General features: G+C 65.3%; 5 protein-coding genes. 3 read left to right on the top strand and 2 right to left on the bottom strand.

The window, feature by feature from the left end; genetic code table 11:
- The first annotated feature begins 108 nt into the window (after nucleotides 1-108).
- On the top strand, nucleotides 109-1,200 hold the full coding sequence (locus tag FJ972_RS04070) for a Gfo/Idh/MocA family protein (protein WP_140524540.1): 1,092 nt from the start codon (nucleotides 109-111) through the stop codon (nucleotides 1,198-1,200).
- 178 nt (nucleotides 1,201-1,378) lie between these two features.
- On the top strand, nucleotides 1,379-2,815 hold the full coding sequence (locus FJ972_RS04065) for an amidase (RefSeq protein WP_140524538.1): 1,437 nt from the start codon (nucleotides 1,379-1,381) through the stop codon (nucleotides 2,813-2,815).
- A gap of 241 nt (nucleotides 2,816-3,056) precedes the next feature.
- On the opposite strand, the gene FJ972_RS04060 is transcribed toward FJ972_RS04065, so the two are convergent.
- Both FJ972_RS04060 and FJ972_RS04055 read right to left on the bottom strand, forming a co-directional pair.
- On the bottom strand, nucleotides 3,057-4,298 hold the full coding sequence (locus FJ972_RS04060; RefSeq protein ID WP_140524536.1) for a M24 family metallopeptidase: 1,242 nt from the start codon (nucleotides 4,296-4,298) through the stop codon (nucleotides 3,057-3,059).
- A gap of 149 nt (nucleotides 4,299-4,447) precedes the next feature.
- Nucleotides 4,448-5,020, bottom strand: coding sequence for an invasion associated locus B family protein (locus tag FJ972_RS04055; RefSeq protein ID WP_224646169.1), 573 nt, complete (start codon nucleotides 5,018-5,020; stop codon nucleotides 4,448-4,450).
- A 276-nt stretch (nucleotides 5,021-5,296) separates the two neighbouring features.
- On the opposite strand from FJ972_RS04055, the gene FJ972_RS04050 reads away from it, so the two are divergent.
- On the top strand, nucleotides 5,297-17,743 hold the full coding sequence (locus FJ972_RS04050; protein WP_140524535.1) for an S-layer family protein: 12,447 nt from the start codon (nucleotides 5,297-5,299) through the stop codon (nucleotides 17,741-17,743).
- Nucleotides 17,744-17,870 lie beyond the last annotated feature (127 nt).

Genomic DNA, 17,870 nt, shown 5'->3' with positions numbered 1-17,870 from the left:
AGAGGAAAGGGCAGGCGGATGAGGGGCGGCGCCAACCTGAAGTGATTGTTCTGGATGCCCAGGCGCGGCAGCAGCTCGCCAGGTCCTATCAAAAATTGGGAGGCTGAATTGGCCGACAAAATAAAAGTGCTGGTTGTGGGTCTCGGCAATATGGGCGCCTCGCATGCCAGCGCCTATCACCGCTCGGACGGCTTCGAGATCGTCGGCATCATGAGCCGCTCGATCAAGAGCAACAAGAAAATCCCCGCCGAACTTGCCGGCTATCCGCTCTACGAGGATTTCGACCGGGCGCTTGCGGAGACCAGGCCGGACGCCGTGTCGATCAACAGCTGGCCCAACACCCATGCCGAATACGCGCTGAAGGCGATAGCGGCCAACTGCCACGTGTTCATGGAAAAGCCGCTCGCCACCAACATCGAGGATGCCGAAAAGGTCGTCGCGGCAGCGCGGGCGAAGAACCGCAAGCTGGTGCTTGGCTACATCCTGCGCGTCCACCCGTCCTGGATAAAATTCATCGAGGTCGGCAAGACGCTGGGCAAGCCGCTGGTGATGCGCCTCAACCTCAACCAGCAGAGCAGCGGCAGCGCCTGGCACTGGCACAAGAACCTGATCGATTCGCTGATCCCGATCGTTGATTGCGGCGTGCACTATGTCGACGTCATGTGCCAGCTCACGGGCGCCAGGCCGGTGCGCGTGCACGGCATCGGCGCGAAGCTCTGGGCGGAAGCCGACAAGCAGAATTACGGCCATCTCCACGTCACCTTCGATGACGGTTCGGTCGGCTGGTACGAGGCAGGCTGGGGGCCGATGATGAGCGAGACGGCCTATTTCGTGAAGGACGTGGTGGGGCCGAAGGGCGCGGTGTCGATCGTCGCCGGCCAGCAGACGAGCAGCGCAGCGGAAGCGGCGGAGGTGTCGAACTCGGCCGACATCGACCGCCACACCAAGACCGACGCGCTGAAGATCCATTATGCGGCGGTCGACGCCGACAAGAACTTTGCGAAACCCGACGAGATCGTCAGCATGGAAGACGAGCCCGGCCACCAGGAGCTCTGCGACCGCGAGCAGGCCTTCTTCCTGCGCGCCATCCGCGAGGATCTCGATTTGACCGAGCAGATGGACGCCGCCGTCAACAGCCTGCGCATCGTGCTGGCCGCCGAACAGAGCATCGAATTGGGGCGCACCGTCGAACTGGCGTGAGAGCGCGCTGCCGGGGGCAACAGCTTCAGATCGGCGCCGCCCCTCACGCAGCGCCCCCGAGAAGATCCTCCCGTCACTCACGGGGAGAAGGTGCCGGCAGGCGGATGAGAGGCGGCGCCAACGTCGGCCCGAAGCGATAGCTCGGGCGCGGCGCGAGGCAAAGACTGGGAGGAGAGATATGGTCACCGACAGCCTGCTGAAAACCTATGCGAGCTCCGATGCGCTGGATCTTGCTGACTTGGTGCATCGGGGCGAGATTTCACCTGCGGAAATGGTCGAGGCGGCGATCACGCTGGTCGAGCAGCTCAACCCGGCGCTGAACGCGGTCATCCATCGCCTCTACGACATGGCGCGTGCCCAGGGGCAGACGGTCGACAGATCAGCACCTTTCGCCGGCGTGCCATTCCTGCTCAAGGAACTGGCCTCGTCCTGGACCGGCGCGCCGAACACCAACTCTTGCCTCTACCTGAAAGATGTCGTCGCCGATTTCGACACCGAAGTCGTGCGCCGCATGAAGGCGGCCGGGCTGGTGCTAGTCGGCAAGTCGAACGCGCCCGAAAACGGCTGGTCGATCACGACGGAACCGAAGCTCTACGGCACGACGAAGAACCCGTGGAAGGAAGGCATCACGCCAGGTGGCTCGAGCGGCGGCGCGGCGGCGGCCGTCGCTTCGCGCATGGTGCCGATCGCCGAGGCCAGCGACGGCGCCGGCTCGATCCGCATTCCGGCCTCCTGCTGCGGCATCGTCGGGCTGAAGCCGTCGCGCGGCCGCGTCAGCCTGGCACCGTTCGGCGACTATTGGTATGGCGGCGCCTACTTCCTGTGCTGCTCGCGCACCGTGCGCGACACGGCGGCCTATCTCGACGCGGTGGCCGGCGCCTTGCCGGGCGACCCCTATACGCCGCCGATCCCCGACGCCTCCTGGCTCAGCCTGTCGTCACTGGCGCCGAAGAAGCTGCGCATCGGCTTCACCGTCACCCCGCCCAACGGCACGGCCATCGATGCGGACGTGAAGGCGGCCGTGCTGGCCACCGTGGCGGCGCTGGAGCGGCTGGGACATGACGTCGAGGAACACGACATGCCGCTCGATGCCGATGCCATGTGGGCCACCTATACCAACATGACCTGCGTACAGACGGCGGCGACCTTCGACTATCATGAAACGGTGATCGGCCGGCCGGTGACGCCTGATGATGTCGAACCGGTGACCTGGGCGATCATCGAACGCGGCCGTGCGACCAGCGGCACCAGGCACATTTCCGATGTCGAGCAGCTCAGGCAGGTCGGCCGCGACATCGTCGGCGACCTTTCGCCCTACGATCTCTTCATCACCCCGACGCTGACGCAACTGCCGCGTCCGTTCGGCTATTACGATATGTCGGAGACCGACATCGACCGCTACAACGCCAAATGGACGGATGCGGCGTTCGCCTTCCCCTTCAACATCTCAGGCCAGCCGGCCATCTCGCTGCCGCTCGGCTGGTCGAAAGACGGCGTACCGATCGGGGTGCAGCTTGTCGGCCGCTACGGCGACGAGGCGACGGTGCTGGCCGCGTCGGCGCAGCTCGAGCGGGAAATGCCGTGGAGGGACAGGCGGCCGCCGGTGAGCGGTTAATCGCTCGCGGCAGGGCACCCATCGCCGAGTTCTGTGGCGCCCCCCTCTGTCCTGCCGGACATCTCCCCCTCAAGGGGGGAGATTGGAAGTTTCGGCGCCGGCTCATCTTGTTCTTGCAACGTTGAAAATTGGCGAAAGCGGGAGCGATAATCGATCTCCCCCCTTGAGGGGGAGATGCCCGGCAGGGCAGAGGGGGGCGCCGTAGGGCGCTGACAGTGACACCGTCACGATCCCGCCCTCGCTATCCTATCCTCTCCAACCGCCTCGGCAGCCGGTTCATGGCGACGGGCCCGTCCGGCGTGATCAGGAACTGGTCCTCCAGGTTGAAGCTGGCGAGGCCGTCGATGTAGAGCGGGATCTCGAAGGCCAGCACCATGCCGGCTTCGACCACGACATCGCTCTCGGCCGCAATGAACGGCCATTGCTCCGAGAACACAGACTGCCCGACACCGTGGCCGAAATGCCCACGGCGGTAGGAGCGCAGGCCTTGCCGCGTCAGGCTGTCGGTGGCGGCGCGGTGCACATGGCCGAGCGAATTTCCCGGCACGAGTGCCGCCAGCCCGTCCTCGAAAGCGCGCTCGGCGATCGCGTGCAGTTCGACCTGGTCGGCGGAAGCGGGACCGAAAGTGAAGTTGCGCGACATGTCGGACGCATACCCGCCGACCGTGCAGACCATGTCGCATTTCAGCGGATCGCCGGGCATTGCCTTGGCATCGGCACCCTTGGCCTGGGCGCCGAGCGTCACATATTCCGCCGTCGCGACCGGATGGGAGAGGCCCACCGCCGCCGCGGCCACGCCTTGCCGGTAAAGCGCGATGAGATCGGCCTGGCGCATGCCGGCCATCGCATCGACCTGCAGCCGCTCCAGCCCTGCTTCAGACAGGATAATGCCTTGCCGCAGGAGCTCGATCTCGCGTTGCGACTTGATCGCCCGCAGCCGATCCAGCACCGGCGAGCCGTCGATCATCCGGCACTGCGGCAGCAGCGCCTGCATGGCGGAAAAATCGGCGGCTGGAACAAAGCCGAGATCGATGCCCAGCGTTGCGCGCTCCAGTCCGAATTCCGCAAGCAAGGCTTGCAGCTGGCGCACCGAGCCGGCGAGATCGAAGGTGGCGGGGCGCGCGAAATCCGGCGCGCGGCCAAGCGAGACAAGGCCAGCCTCGATACGCTCCGCCAACGGGCCGCGGGTTCCCGTCTCGACCGGCGCGAATTCGATCCAGATCGGGTGCGAACGCACAACTGCTTCGGGCGCGGCGATCCGCAACTGTCCCGCACTGAAATCCGCGACGACGACGCCGATCGGCAGGTCCTGCCGGGCCGGGATGACAACGAAGCCGGCGCCGGCACGCCGGAACAGCCCCGCCGGTCCGATCGACACACCGGTCGCATAGTGGAAGGCCTCGGGCGCTGAGAGCACCAGCGCCTGCAGGCCGGCGCGTTGCATCAGTTGCATCGCGCGCTGGCGGTCGACAAAGCCGGTCATGGTTCTCTCCGGATGGCTGAAGCGACATCGGAGCATTGCGGAAGCGGACAATCAAGCGGCACGATGCCGGTAGTCTCCGCCACAAGATGGAACCTGTCGTGGCCTGGAGCATTGCCCGGCGACGGCGGCGGGGAAGCGCGCCGAGCCCGCTACTTGATCGATTCCAGCTTGGCGAGGGCGGCGGTGAAGCCCGCCAGCGAGACCGGGATGGTGACCGGCTTGCGGGTCACCGATTCCATGCCGATGTTGAGATTGGTTCCCGATTTCATCGCCTTGATCAGCTCCGGCGGCAGCGGCGTGGCGGCATAGGCGCCGTTCTGGTCGCTGGTCTGGATGGCGATCGTCGTCTTCTGGCCCTGATCGATCTGGTAGCTGGCGCCGGAGGGCAGGAACAGCCCGTGCGGCAGGGCAAGCAGCATGGCGAGAGAGCCGTTGCCATTGTCGCGGCGCACGGTCACAGTCAGCACGCGCTGCCCGGTCTTGGCTTCGGTCAGGTTCTGCGACACCTGGCATTGAAGCTCGCTGTTGGCCGCGCCGCTTGAACAGTTCACCGCCCATGGATTGGCGTCGGCCGGCTTGGATTGAGCGGCCGGGGGCTGCGCCGGCTTGGCGTCCTCGGCAAGCGCCGGCCCGGTGACCGATGCGATCAGCCCCAGGGCGCCCAGTGCTGCGGCCAGATTTAACAGATTAGCACGCGCTAAAATGGCTGCCATGTTCTTCATGCCCCGCATTTTTCTCGAAACGGCAGGTATTTTCCCACCGGCGGGCTTGATACAATACTCCTGACTGTTCCGGAAGCCGCGCACAGGCGAGGAGAGCTGGCAAAATTACTGTTGCGGTATTGCAACAAGTCAGAACTTTACGGCGCAACAACAGCAGTCGCGACGTTGGGGACTCGCTATACAATGGAATTCGCGCAAGGATTGGTGCGGGGGCGAGCAGTCCCCAAAGGGCGGCCAGGGATGGGAACTACCGAGACGTCTCGGCAGGTTGGGGAGATGGCGGCGCGCGGGGAGGATTTCCGCGTGCGCGTGGCCTATGGTCGCTCGCGTTTTGCAAGGCATCTCTGGAAGACGACGGCGCTTTCGACGCTGGCGCTGGCGCTGTCAGGCGTGGCCGCCTATGGCGACGACGCCCTCTGGCAGCCGCAGATACGCGCCATCATCGGCGCCGACAACAATGGCGGCAACGCCGCGCTCGAAGGCTTCATCCCGATCAAGCAGACGGCCGAATCGGTGCTGTTCCTGGATGTCAGGGCCAAGCACGATTTCAAGGACGCGTTCGGCCAGGATGTCGGTCTGGGCATTCGCCGCATCGTCAATCCGGACCTGATGCTCGGCGGCTACGCCTATCTCAACGTCGAGAACTACAACTCCAACCAGTTCACGTCAGCCACGCTGGGCGCCGAGGCCATCACCCCGCATTTCGACGCGCATGTGAACGTGTTCGTGCCGATCAAGGGTGACACGACGGACCATTCGGTCTCCTCGACCCTGTCGATGGTCTCGAATCAGTTGATCGAGCAGATCTCGGTGCTCGACCATCGCGACTACGCGGCCTGGGGCATCGAGGGCGAGGTCGGCGCGCGGGTGCCGCTCAACCTTCCCGACAAGCATTCGCTGCGGCTCGACATAGGCGGTTACCATTTCGAGGATCCGCATGGCGACGACAGCGGCGTCACCGGGGTCAAGGCCGGCATCGAATATGAGATCGGCGATGTCTTCGGCACCGGAACGGCGCTGACCTTCACCGGCGAGGTGCGCAACGACAATCGCGACGACACCCAGTTCGCCGGCAGCGTGCGGCTGAGCATCCCGTTCAATCCCGGCCAAGGCGGCGCGGACAGCGGGCCGGAGCCGGTCTATCCGGTCAGCGAAGGCCTGCGCAAGCGCGTCAACGAGCGGGTGCGCGGCGACATCGGCGTCAGGATCCAGAGCCAGGAGCTGCCCGGCGGCTCGACGACGCGCGTCGCCATCAACGCCGCCACCAATGCCGCCTTCGGCAAGTTCTACTACGCCGATGGCGGCCTGGCCGGCGCCGGCACGCTGGCCGATCCGACGACGCTGGACGACGCAGTGACCAAGGCCGGCACCGGCGGTTTCGTAGTGGCGCTGGGCGGCAACGGCAACATCACCACCACCGGCACGACGCTCGGAGACGGCCAGACCGTCATCGGCGGCGGCCAAAGCGTCACCGCGAAGCTGTTCGGCGGCGGCACCGGCACCTTCAATCTAGGCGGCAGCGACGGCACCATCCAGGGCACCAGCGTGGCCAACAACGTGATCACGCTCGGCAACGGCGACACGCTGAACGGCATCACCATCACCGGCGGCGCCGACGGCATCTTCGCCAACAACATCACCGGCGCCACGCTGACCAATGTCACGGTGACAGGCGCCGGCGGCAACGGCGCCGCCTTCACCGGTAGCTCAACCGGCATCACCGGTTCCAATTTCACCGCAACCGGCAACGGCCTTGACGGCCTGCACATCGAAGGCGACGGCACCTACAATTTCGCCGGCACGACGCTGCTCCAGGGCAATGGCGACGACGGGCTGGATGCCACCGGCCATGGCACCTATACATTCGCGACGCTTAGCGCGAAGGACAATGCCGACCGCGGCATAACCATTCAGGGCACCTCGACATCAGGCAGCTTCGCCACCACCGGCGGCACCGTGTCGGGCAATGGCGGCGTCGGCGTCTTCATCGATCCGATCACGGCGCATGTGGTGCTGGATTCGATCGACCAGACCGGCGGTCCGTCGGGCGTCGTGCTCGATCACGTGGCGGGCAGTTTCGCCGTCACCGGCGCCACGACCATTTCGGACACCACCGGACCGGCGATCGCCATTTCCAACTCACCGGCGGCGATCCGCTTCGGCGATATCGACATCAGCGCTCCCGCCGGCGACGGCATCTCGTTTACCGGCGTCAACGCGGCGGTGGTGGCAGGCGACATCGTCATCTCGGGCCTCGGCGTCGGCACTGGCCTCGACTTCTCCGGCAGCCATACGAACTTCACCGCACAGGCGCTCAACATCGCCGGCACCAGTGCGGCCGGCTCGATCGGCATCGACCTCGCCTCGCCAACCTCGGGCGGGGCATCGATCGTCATCACCGATGGCGGTGCGATAGCAGGCGTCGGCACCGGCGTGCGCTTCGGCATTTCCGGCTCGCTTCTGAACTCGGCCAATGCCGAATTCTCCTTCGGCGGCGGTTCCATCGCCGGCAGCACCGCCTCGCTCGACGTGCGCCGCCTCAACCAGACGCTCGGCCACTACGCCTTCGGTTCGACGACCTTCAGCGGCCCGCAATTGTTCGACCAGCAGAACGTCATCTTCGTCGGCGCGGCCGCAACCGGCTCGGGCACCGGCTCCTCGCTGCTCGACCTTGCCTCGATTGCCACCGCCGATGCCGACACCGACGGCACCGCGATCTTCGTGCTGGTCAACCGCGGCACCATCGACGACACCGACGGGTTCTCGCTGAGCGCCGGACAGACGCTGGCTTCCTTCGGCAACGGCCGCACATTCTCGCTCGGCGGCATCCCGGTTAACGTAACGGGCGACAACATCACGCACGCCAGCGCCATCTCGGACGGCGCGGGCGCGGCGACGCTCACCAGTTCGGCCGGCGCGGACACCGTCACGCTGGCCAACAACAGCGCGCTGCTCGACTTCAACGTCTCGAACGCCAATCCGGGCGGCGGCAACGGCATCCACGGCAACAACGTCACCGGCGTGACGATAAGCGGCGTCAATGTCAGCGGAGCCGGCCTGGACGGGCTGCTGTTCGAAGGCGCCATGAACGTCGCGGCCAACAATGTGACCTCGACGAGCAACGCCAGCGAGGGCCTGCATATCGACGGCGACGGCAGTTATGTCTTCGCCGGCACGACGACACTGTCGAACAATGCCGGCAATGGCCTGTTCGTCGGCGGCGACGGAACATATGCATTCCAGACGCTGAACGCCTCCGACAATTCCGGCTTCGGCGTCAACGTCCTCTCCACCACCGGCACGTTCAGCACCACCGACGGCACGATCTCCGGCAATGGCGCGGCCGGCGTCGCCTTGCTCGGCGCCAATCTCGACGTCACGCTGGCCAGCCTGACGCAGGACGGTGGCCTGTTCGGCGCGACGTTCGCAGGCGTGTCGGGACATTTCACCGTTTCCGGCGCAACGACGATCAGCAACACCGTCGTCGGCGGCCTCGGTATCTTCGACAGCACCGCCGATTTCACGTTCGGAGCCGTCGATATTTCGGACATCACCGCCCCCGGCGGCATCGGCATCGACGTCCAGAATTCCGGCGGCGCGGTCACCTTCGACGGGCCGGTCACGCTGACCCATATCGGCAGCGAGGGCATCCTCGCCACCGACAACACCGGCACGCTCACCTTCAGTGGCCCGGTGAGCATGACCGGCCCCGGCGACGGCGTCTGGCTGGAAAACAACACCGGCGCCGTTTCGTTCGGCGGCGCCGTCACCATCGACCAGCCGCTCGGAAGCGGCATCGACGTCGTCGGCAGCAACGGCGTCATCAGCTTCGACGACGTCGACATCACCGGCCTGTGCAATTGCTCCACCGCGCTCGACCTCTCGGGCAGCACGTCGACCTTCACCGCCGCCACGCTCGACATCAGCGGCAGTTCCGGCGGCTCCTCGATCGGCGTCGACCTGTCCGGCACCAATGGCGGCTCGGTGACCATCGGCAGCGGCGTCATCACCGGTGTCGACACCGGCGTCCAGATGGGCACCAACGGCCTGGCCGGAACCACCGCCAGCACGGCGTTCTCGTTCGGTGCGGCCGGCGGCGCATCGATCACCGGCGTCATCGCCTCGCTCGACATGCGCGGCCTGCTGCCCGGCAGCGGCACCTATGCCTTCAACGGCACGCATCTGGTTGGACCGCAGCTGTTCGATGCAGCCAACGTCGTCTTCGTCGGTTCGAGCAGCACCGGAACGGGCGACGGCTCAAGCGTCGCCAACCTGATCGATGCCGCCGCGGCCGACGATCTGACCACCAATGCCAACACGACCTTCGTGCTGGTCAAGACCGCGGCCGTGCAGACCACCGACACCGATGCCAACGGCTTCACGCTGGCCAGCGGCCAGTCGCTGGTCTCCTTCGCCAACGGCGCCACCATCAGCCTGGGCGGTCCGCCGGCCAATGTCACCGGCACGGCGGTCGTCACCGGCGCGACGCAGGCCGATCCGTTCGGCTTCGGCGGCGCGACGCTGAACAACGGCGGCGGCACCACCATCGACCTCGCCAGCGGCAACACCGTCTCCAACCTCAGCGTCAACAGCTCGTTCCTGGGGATCGACGGCACGGCGTCGATCAACGGCCTCACCAGCACCGGCGTGACGATCCTGGGCGGGACGATCGGGCTTTACCTCGGCAGCGCGTCAGGCGCGATCACTGTCAACGATCTGACCATCCAGGGGTCGGTGCCGACCGGCGTCGTGCTGGCCAACACATCCGCGACGGTCGACTTCACCGGCACCACGACGATCACCGGCGGCAGCAATATCGCGCTGCTGGTCAATAATTTCGGCGGCACCGCCAATTTCGCCGATCTCGACATATCAGGCGGCAGCGGCCTCGGCATCGTGATCCTCAACGGCTCGAGCGGAAGCCTAACCTTCGGGGCGGCCAGCTCCATCGCCAATACCGGCGCCAGCGCGATCGTTATCGGCAGTTCGTCGGCCGACGTCACCTATGACGGCACGATTAGCCAGAGCAGCGCGGCAAAAGCCGTCAGGATCGACGGCACCACCGGCGGCCTGATCACATTCGGCGGCGCTATCACTTCGACCGGCACCGGCGGCCTCTTCGATATCGGGGAGATAACCGCTCCCACCGACACCGCGATCCGCTTCACGGGTCCGCTCACGGCGACCGGCGGCGGCGGCGCGTCGATCACCAGCCTTGGCGCCGACTCGACATTCGAGGTCAGCGGCACGCTGTCGATCACCGGCACGACCGGCGCCGCGCTGTCCATCTCGAATGCGGCCGGCAGCGCCACCTTCGGCACGACCAATGTCACGCTGGGCGCGACCAGCACTACCGGCATCGATTTCTCCGGCACCAACAACGACGTCAGCTTCGGCACGACCACCGTCAGCGGCCTCGGCGCGGGCGCCAGCCAGACCGCCATCGACTTCTCCGGCTCGGCCACGACCGCCGATTTCGGGCTGACGACGATCACCGGAAACGACGCCGCGAGCTCGCGCGGCATCGACCTGACCTCGACCACGGGCAACCGCACCATCACCTTCCTGACCGGATCGTCGATCTCAGGCGCCGGCATCGGCGTCGATCTGTCGTCCGGCCAGACGGCGGCGACCAGCGCCAACGCCAGCTTCACCTTCGGCGACGGCGAATTCGCCGACGCCAACGGCCGCAATTCGACGATCACCGCGGCGGCGGGCAATTTCACCGTCAACACCGTCGGTCTCGCCGCGCTCGGCAATTATGATTTCGATGACGTGCTCTTCACCGGCAGCGCGAATCTGGCCAGCGCCGTCGGCGGGGTGTTCATGGTGTCGCAAAATGGCGGCGTCATCGCCGCCGGCTCATTTGGGCTCAGTACGTCAGTCAATACCATCTCGGTTGCCGATGCCGATCTGAAGACCGGCACCCAGACCTTCGCCTTCGTCGGCACGGTCGACCTCAGCGGCACGCCGTTCACGCTCGATTCCGGCCAATCGATCACCGGCTTCGGCAACGGCAACGCCATCACCACGACCGGCACCATCCAGCCGGTGAACGTGCAGGGCAATCTCGGCGCCACCGGCGGCGACGTCACCGGCGACGAGGGCGTGGTCAAGAGCACGGGCAGCGATACCCTGCATCTGCTCGGCAGCAACCAAGTGCGCAACACCGCCTTCGACTTCACCGGCGGCAGCGGCTCGGTCTTCACCATCGACCAGAGCGCGGGCAGCTTCAACAATGCCGGCGGCATCGTCATCGAAGGCGTCACGGTCGGCAATGTCGGCGCCGGCCAGACGGCGTTCAAGGTCGCCGGCCTCGACAGCAATTTGTCGATCACCAACAACAACGTCAACGTCGCCGGCACGCTGCTCGACGTCGACGGCGGCGCCGGCAACATCACCGTGACGCGCGGCATCTTGCCCAACAGCGGGCCGGCCGGCACGCTGACCGGCGGCGGCATCTCGATCGCCAATCACGGCGGCGGTCTGATCAATTTCACCGACAAGGTGACTGTTGGCGGCAACGGCGTCTCGCTCACCAACAACGCCGGCACCGTCAACTTCACGGATGTGGACATTTCCACGAACGGCGCGACGGCGTTCAGCGCCAGCGGCGTCGGCACGGTCAATGTCCTGACGGGTACGGTCAATGCCACCAACGCGCAGGCGGTGGCCCTCGACGGCATCGCCGGCAATATCGATTTCGCCTCGACCAGCGCGTCGTTCGGTTCCGGCAGCGGCATCGACCTGCAGAACCTCAGCGGCACGTTCAATTTCGGCACCGGCACGCTGACCAACACCGGTTTGGGCACGGCCTTCAATGTCGGCTCGGGCACCAATGCGAGCGGCGGCAACGCGAACATATCCTACGCGGGCGCCATCGTCAGCAACGGCACCGGCGCGGCGGTCTCGATCCAGGAACTGACCGGCGGTTCTGTGACGCTGTCGGGCAACCTGACCGATGGCCTTGCGGGCGCCGGCGGCAATATCGTCGTTGCCGGCATCGACAACGGCACGGCGGCGACCGTGACCTTCTCGGGCGCGACCAAGCAGATCAGCTCGGGCGCGACGGACGGCGTCAGCCTGATCGGCAACCCGAACGCCACGATCGGCTTCGGCAATGGCGGCCTTGACATAACGACGACGGCAGGAGCGGGTTTTGGCGCGGGCTCCGGCGGCACGATCAGCATCTCCGGCACCGGCAACACCATCACGACAACGACTGGAACCGCGCTCGATCTCGACGGCGCAACGGTCGGCGCGGGCGGCGTTATTTTCGATTCCGTTTCGGTCAATGGCGCGGCGACCGGCGTTTCGCTCAACAATATAGTCGGCGGCGCCATCGATCTCGGCGCGGTCGACCTGCAGAACATCACCTCGCGCGGTGTCGACATATCCGGCACGCTCGGCTCGACCTTGGGCTTCGACAGCCTGAACATCGGGCTCAATGCAGCCAATGCGGTCGGCTTCGACCTCAACGGCGCTGCGCTCGGCACGAGCAACATCAAGGCCGGCGATTTCGACGTCGACGGCGGCAGCTTCGCCGGCACTATCGGCATCGACATGGCCGGCACGACCGGCACCGGCACGATCCAGCTCGGCGACACTGCCAACAACAATCCGGCGGGCCAGACCTCGAAAATCGAAAATGTCGGCTATGGCGTCCAGTTCTCCAGCGCCACCAACGCCAGGCTGGTGTTCGGCGACGGCGCTGGCCTGGCCGAATCGACGATCGCGACCACCGGCGGCCAGGCCATCCATGCCATCGACACCCTGCCGACCAATGGCGACTACGATTTCAACGACGTCACCTTCACCGGCGACACGTCGAATCTGTCCGCTTACAAGGTCTACTACGTCACCACCGACGCCACCGGCGGCGGCGACGGCAGCTTCGTCAATCCAGGCACCTATGCCAACGCCCAGGCGTCCACGGCCAATGTCATCGTGCTGATCGACAAGAACGGCACCGGTAGCCAGGAAACGATCGACCTGAGCGGCACGTCGTTCCAGCTCGATGACGGGCAGGTGTTGCTCGCCTTCGGGCAAAACGATACGGCCATCGATGTCTCGCAGCTCGGTGTCGACACCAGCAGCGGCGCGTCGGCGGCATTCCACTTCACCACGGTGCAGAATTCGCCGATCATCGCCGCACCGGCCGGCATCGACACGCTGCGGCCGATCCTGCAGAGCAACACTGCCGGGTCGGTGATCACCCTGGCGACCAGTGGTACCAGCCCGATCACCGGCGGCATCGAGAATCTCATCATCCGCAACACCGGCACCGGCACCGGCGCCGGTGTTGCCGTCGATGCGTCGGCCGCGTCGAGTTTCTTCCTCCGCAACAATGACATATCAGCCGGCGGCAGGGCGCTCGACTTCTCCACGACCGGTGCGGCGGCCAACACGCTGCTGCTTTCGATCGACGGCAATACGCTGCGATCGACGGGATCTGCGCTGGCCGCGTCCTTCGCCGGCCAGAACATCAGCGCGACGGACAATTCGATCGCCATCCGCTCCTTCGCCGGCAACACGGTGCTCGGCGGCACCGGCGGCGGCATTGCCTTCGACAATGTCACGTTCGACTCCACTGGCGCCGGCGGCACGGTCAGCGCCGGCACGCTCGACGTCGGCACATCAGGCGCGCGCGTCCAGGGCAACGGCCTTGCCTTCACCAGCACCAGCGGCACGCTCGATCTTGGCACGTTCACCACGTTCAATGATGGCGGCACTGGCGTCCTCGTCGACACCAAGGGCCCCCCGGCCACAACCTTTGCGCTGAACAGCAGCGGCGGCACCGTCGACACCATCAACGGCGTGGCGTTCAATCTCGATCCGCTGACCGTCAGCATGATCGTAAACAGCGTCAACGCCAGCGGCGGCGCCAGCGGCATCATCTTCGACGGCGTCGCCGGCACGTTCACGGTCACGGGCGCGACCACCGTCACCGGCACGACGGGCTTCGGCATCAATGCCACCAGCACCAATACAGGCACCTTCAGTTTCAACGCGGTGACGGTGAACAACACCGCCTCGACGGGCGGCGGCATCGGCTGGGAGAGCGGCACGCTCAACGTCGGCGGGCTCGCCGACATCGATACGACCAGCGGGGCTGGCCTGTTCCAGGGCGGCGGCACCACCAGCTTCAATGGCGGGCTGACAATCGACACCACCACCGGCGCCGGCATTACCGGCCCCGGCGGGACGATCAACATCATCGCCACCGCCGGCAGCGAAACGGTGAATTCCACCAGCTACAAGGCGATCGATCTCACCAATGCCGCCCTCGACGTCGCGCTCGACTCGACGTCGTCCGGCGGCGGCGGTGTCGTCCTGACCAATGTCACCGGCACCGCCGGCCTCGGCACCGGCACGCTGAGCGGCGGCGGTGGCACGGCATTCAGCGTCGGCGGCGGCACCGTAAGCACCACCTATGGCGGCAACATCACCCAGGCGGGCAACGCCGCCCTGGTGTCGGTTTCAGCAGGCCATACGGGCACGCTGACCTTCTCGGGCACGCTGTCGGCGAACAACGGCACCGGCCTGCAGTTCGACAATGCCGACGGCACCTACAATTTCAACGGCACGACGACGTTGAATGGCGGCGACGCCGGCATCGATATCGCCAACAATTCGGGCGGCACGTTCAACTTCGGCGCCGGCACCTCGATCACCAACCCGAACAGCACGGCCTTCAACGTCGACGCAAGCGCGGCGAACATCACCTATAGCGGCAACATCACCCAGGCCGGCAATGCCGCGCTGGTCGCCATCGCCGGCCACACCGCGGGAACGATCACCTTCCAGACGGGCACGCTGTCGGCAACCGACGGCCCCGGCCTGCAGTTCGACAATGCCGACGGCATCTACAATTTCAACGGCACCACGACGCTCAATGGCGGCAATGCCAGCGTCGACATCCTCAACGATTCCGACGGCACGTTCGGCTTCGGCGTCGGCACCTCGATCACCAGCCCGAACGGAACCGCGTTCAGCGTCGATGGCGGTAACGCGACCGTTACCTATGCCGGCACGATCACACAAGGTACCGGCGGCCAGCGCCTGATCGTCGTCGCCGACACCACCGGCGGCGCGGTGAACTTCACCACCGCCCTGGCGAATGGGCTCAACGACACCAGCGGCACCGGCATCGTGGTCGACGGTGTCGCCGGCAACGTCACCGTGAACAACGCCAGCCTGACCGGGACGACCGGCATCACCATCCTTGGCGATGTGGCGAACAACGCGACCGGTACCTATACGTTCAACAACGTCGCTATCGACACGGTTGCCGGCGCGCTGACGAACCATGCGTTCGCCGTCGACGGCGACCAGGGCACGTTTACCAACGACGACGTGAGCGCCACGATCAATCTCAACAATGTCGACATCACCAACCCTGGCGGCAACGTCGCCAACATTCGCGGCATGGCTGGTGGCTCGGTCAATTTCGACAACGCCAGTTCCATCACCCGAAACGATGGCGGACTGGGCATCGTCGCGCTCAGCAATTCCGGCGGCACGATCAATTTCGGCGGCGCGTCGAAAACGCTCTCGACCGGCGCCAACGCCGCGATGTTACTGACCAGCAACCCCGGTGCGACCATCAACTTCACCAATGGTGGCCTGGCGATCACCACGACGAGCGGCATCGGCTTCGGCGCCACGGGCGGTGGCACGGTGAGCATCACCGGCTCCGGCAACACGATTTCGACCGGCAGCGGCGCGGCGGTCGACATGGACGCCGTCGCTATCGGCGCCGGCGGCATGACCTTCGCTTCCACGAACACGAGCGCCGGCGGCGGCAGCGCCGTGATCCTCGACGCTGTTACCGGCGGACCGGTCAACCTCGGCGGTGGCGCGCTGGTCGGCGGCGGCAGTGCCACAATCCGCATCGGCGACGGTGCCGGCAGCGCCAACACCGGCGGCACGGCGGCTTTCACCTATGCCGGCACCATCACCAGCGGAACCGGCCAGGCGGTCAATATCCAGGATCGCGGCGCCGGCGCCGGCAACATCACGCTGTCGGGCAACATCAGCCACAATGTGGCCGGCCAGACCGGCGTCCTCCTCGACGACAACGCCGCCGGTACCATCACTTTCTCCGGTGCCTCCAAGTCGATCACGTCGGGCAGTTCGGCCGGTGTCAACCTGACCGACAACACCGGCGCGACGATCAACTTCACCAATGGCGGGCTGGTCATCAACACCACCAGCGGCACCGGCTTCGGCGCCACGGGCGGCGGCACGGTGACGGTGACAACCGGCGCCAATCCGAACACGATCACATCCGGTACCGGCACCGCGCTCAACGTCGCCAACACGACGATCGGCGCGAGCGGTCTCACATTCCGGAGCATTTCGGCTAACGGCGCCGCCAACGGCATCGTGCTCAACAACACCGGTGCCAGCGGCGGGTTGACGGTGACGGGCGACGGCGGCGGTGCGAACAATGGCTCGGGTGGAACAATCCAGAGCTCGACAGGAACCGGTATCAGGTTGATATCGACGGCCAACGTAAGCCTTGGCTACATGAATGTCCAAAACAGCGGCGACGACGGGCTATATCTGACCAATGTCACGAACTTCGCGCTCAATCGGGCCAATGTCACCAACAATGGCAACAGCACGACCGACGAAGGCATCCAGGTGGGCGAGAAAGTGGGCGCGCCGGGTCCGTCGGACGATCTTGCAGGCATTTTCGGCACCAACAGCATCACCAACAGCGTGGTCACCGGCAATGCCCACAGCAACGTCTACGTCTATCAGTCGTCGGGTACGCTGAATTCGCTGACGGTGACGGGAAGCACATTCAGCAATCTCACCGGCGCAAACGCCGCGAACTCCTTCGAATTCGAACTGGCGGGCTCAGCCGTGGTCAGTTCGGTCAACATCAGCGGGTCGACTTTCGCCAACAATAGGGATAGCCCCACCTCCGGTTATCGGGCACTGGACGTGAACGCCAACGACAGTTCTGGCATTTCGAGCTTCGTCGTTTCGGGAAATACGTTCGCCAACAATGGTATCCAGACCTCGTTTGCCGTCGGCAGCAGCGCCAGTGCGACGTTCAAGATACTCAACAACAATATGACCGGCAGCCAGCTTCAGGCGATCAATGTGTTCTCGTCGGCGATATCGACTGGCGGCTCGATTGTCGGAACGATCCAAGGTAACACTATCGGCAACGCCGCTTCCGCGGGGTCTGGTTCGACGCAAGGCCCGGGCATCAGCGTCCTTATCCAGGGCCAGACCGACTCGACCCTGCTCGTCAACAACAACACGATCCGCCAAGTCGGCCAGACCAGTGGTTCAGCAGGTATTTCCCTGGACTATCGAGGCGCCACAACCACCGGGCTTGGCCTCACGTCGCTCAACGATGTGACGGTCACGAACAACATCGTGCAGACTGATGCTCCAGCCTCAACGTTCCCCCTGGCAGCCATCTTCATCCGCGCGGACGATCAGGGCAGCCCGGCTCGAGTGCGCGCGGACGTCCGGAGCAATACTGTTCCTGCGACAGGATCCTATGACTATCCGACGTTCGACGGAAATGGAGCTCAGCTTGTCTTTGTGAACGTCGGAACTGCTTCAGTAGCTCAGTTGGTGGACAACTCGCCGGGTAGTGTCGACGCAACGGCCGAATTGCAGAGTCACAATACCGGTCTCATGTATGCAGATCCGACGGTGAACCTAATTATCGGTCCGATCAACACGCCGCCGTAACGGATTGTGGCAGCGCTAAACTTTATCTCATGCCGGTATTCTGCTTGATGTTTTTCGAATGTGAAGTATTGTTGAAGTAAGCGTCGGGCAAAGGCGTGATGTGCATCGAGGATACCGCAATGAAGAT

Origin of the sequence: Mesorhizobium sp. B2-1-1, assembly GCF_006442975.2 — a bacterium.
Taxonomy (GTDB): Bacteria; Pseudomonadota; Alphaproteobacteria; order Rhizobiales; family Rhizobiaceae; genus Mesorhizobium.
This window is presented reverse-complemented; position numbering and strand designations above follow the sequence as displayed.

What these genes read in the sequence shown, in the direction of transcription:
- FJ972_RS04065 (WP_140524538.1), top strand. Translation starts at nt 1,379, where the DNA reads ATGGTCACCGACAGCCTGCTGAAAACCTATGCGAGCTCCGATGCGCTG.
- FJ972_RS04060 (WP_140524536.1), bottom strand. Translation starts at nt 4,298, where the DNA reads ATGACCGGCTTTGTCGACCGCCAGCGCGCGATGCAACTGATGCAACGC.
- FJ972_RS04055 (WP_224646169.1), bottom strand. Translation starts at nt 5,020, where the DNA reads ATGAAGAACATGGCAGCCATTTTAGCGCGTGCTAATCTGTTAAATCTG.
- FJ972_RS04050 (WP_140524535.1), top strand. Translation starts at nt 5,297, where the DNA reads ATGGCGGCGCGCGGGGAGGATTTCCGCGTGCGCGTGGCCTATGGTCGC.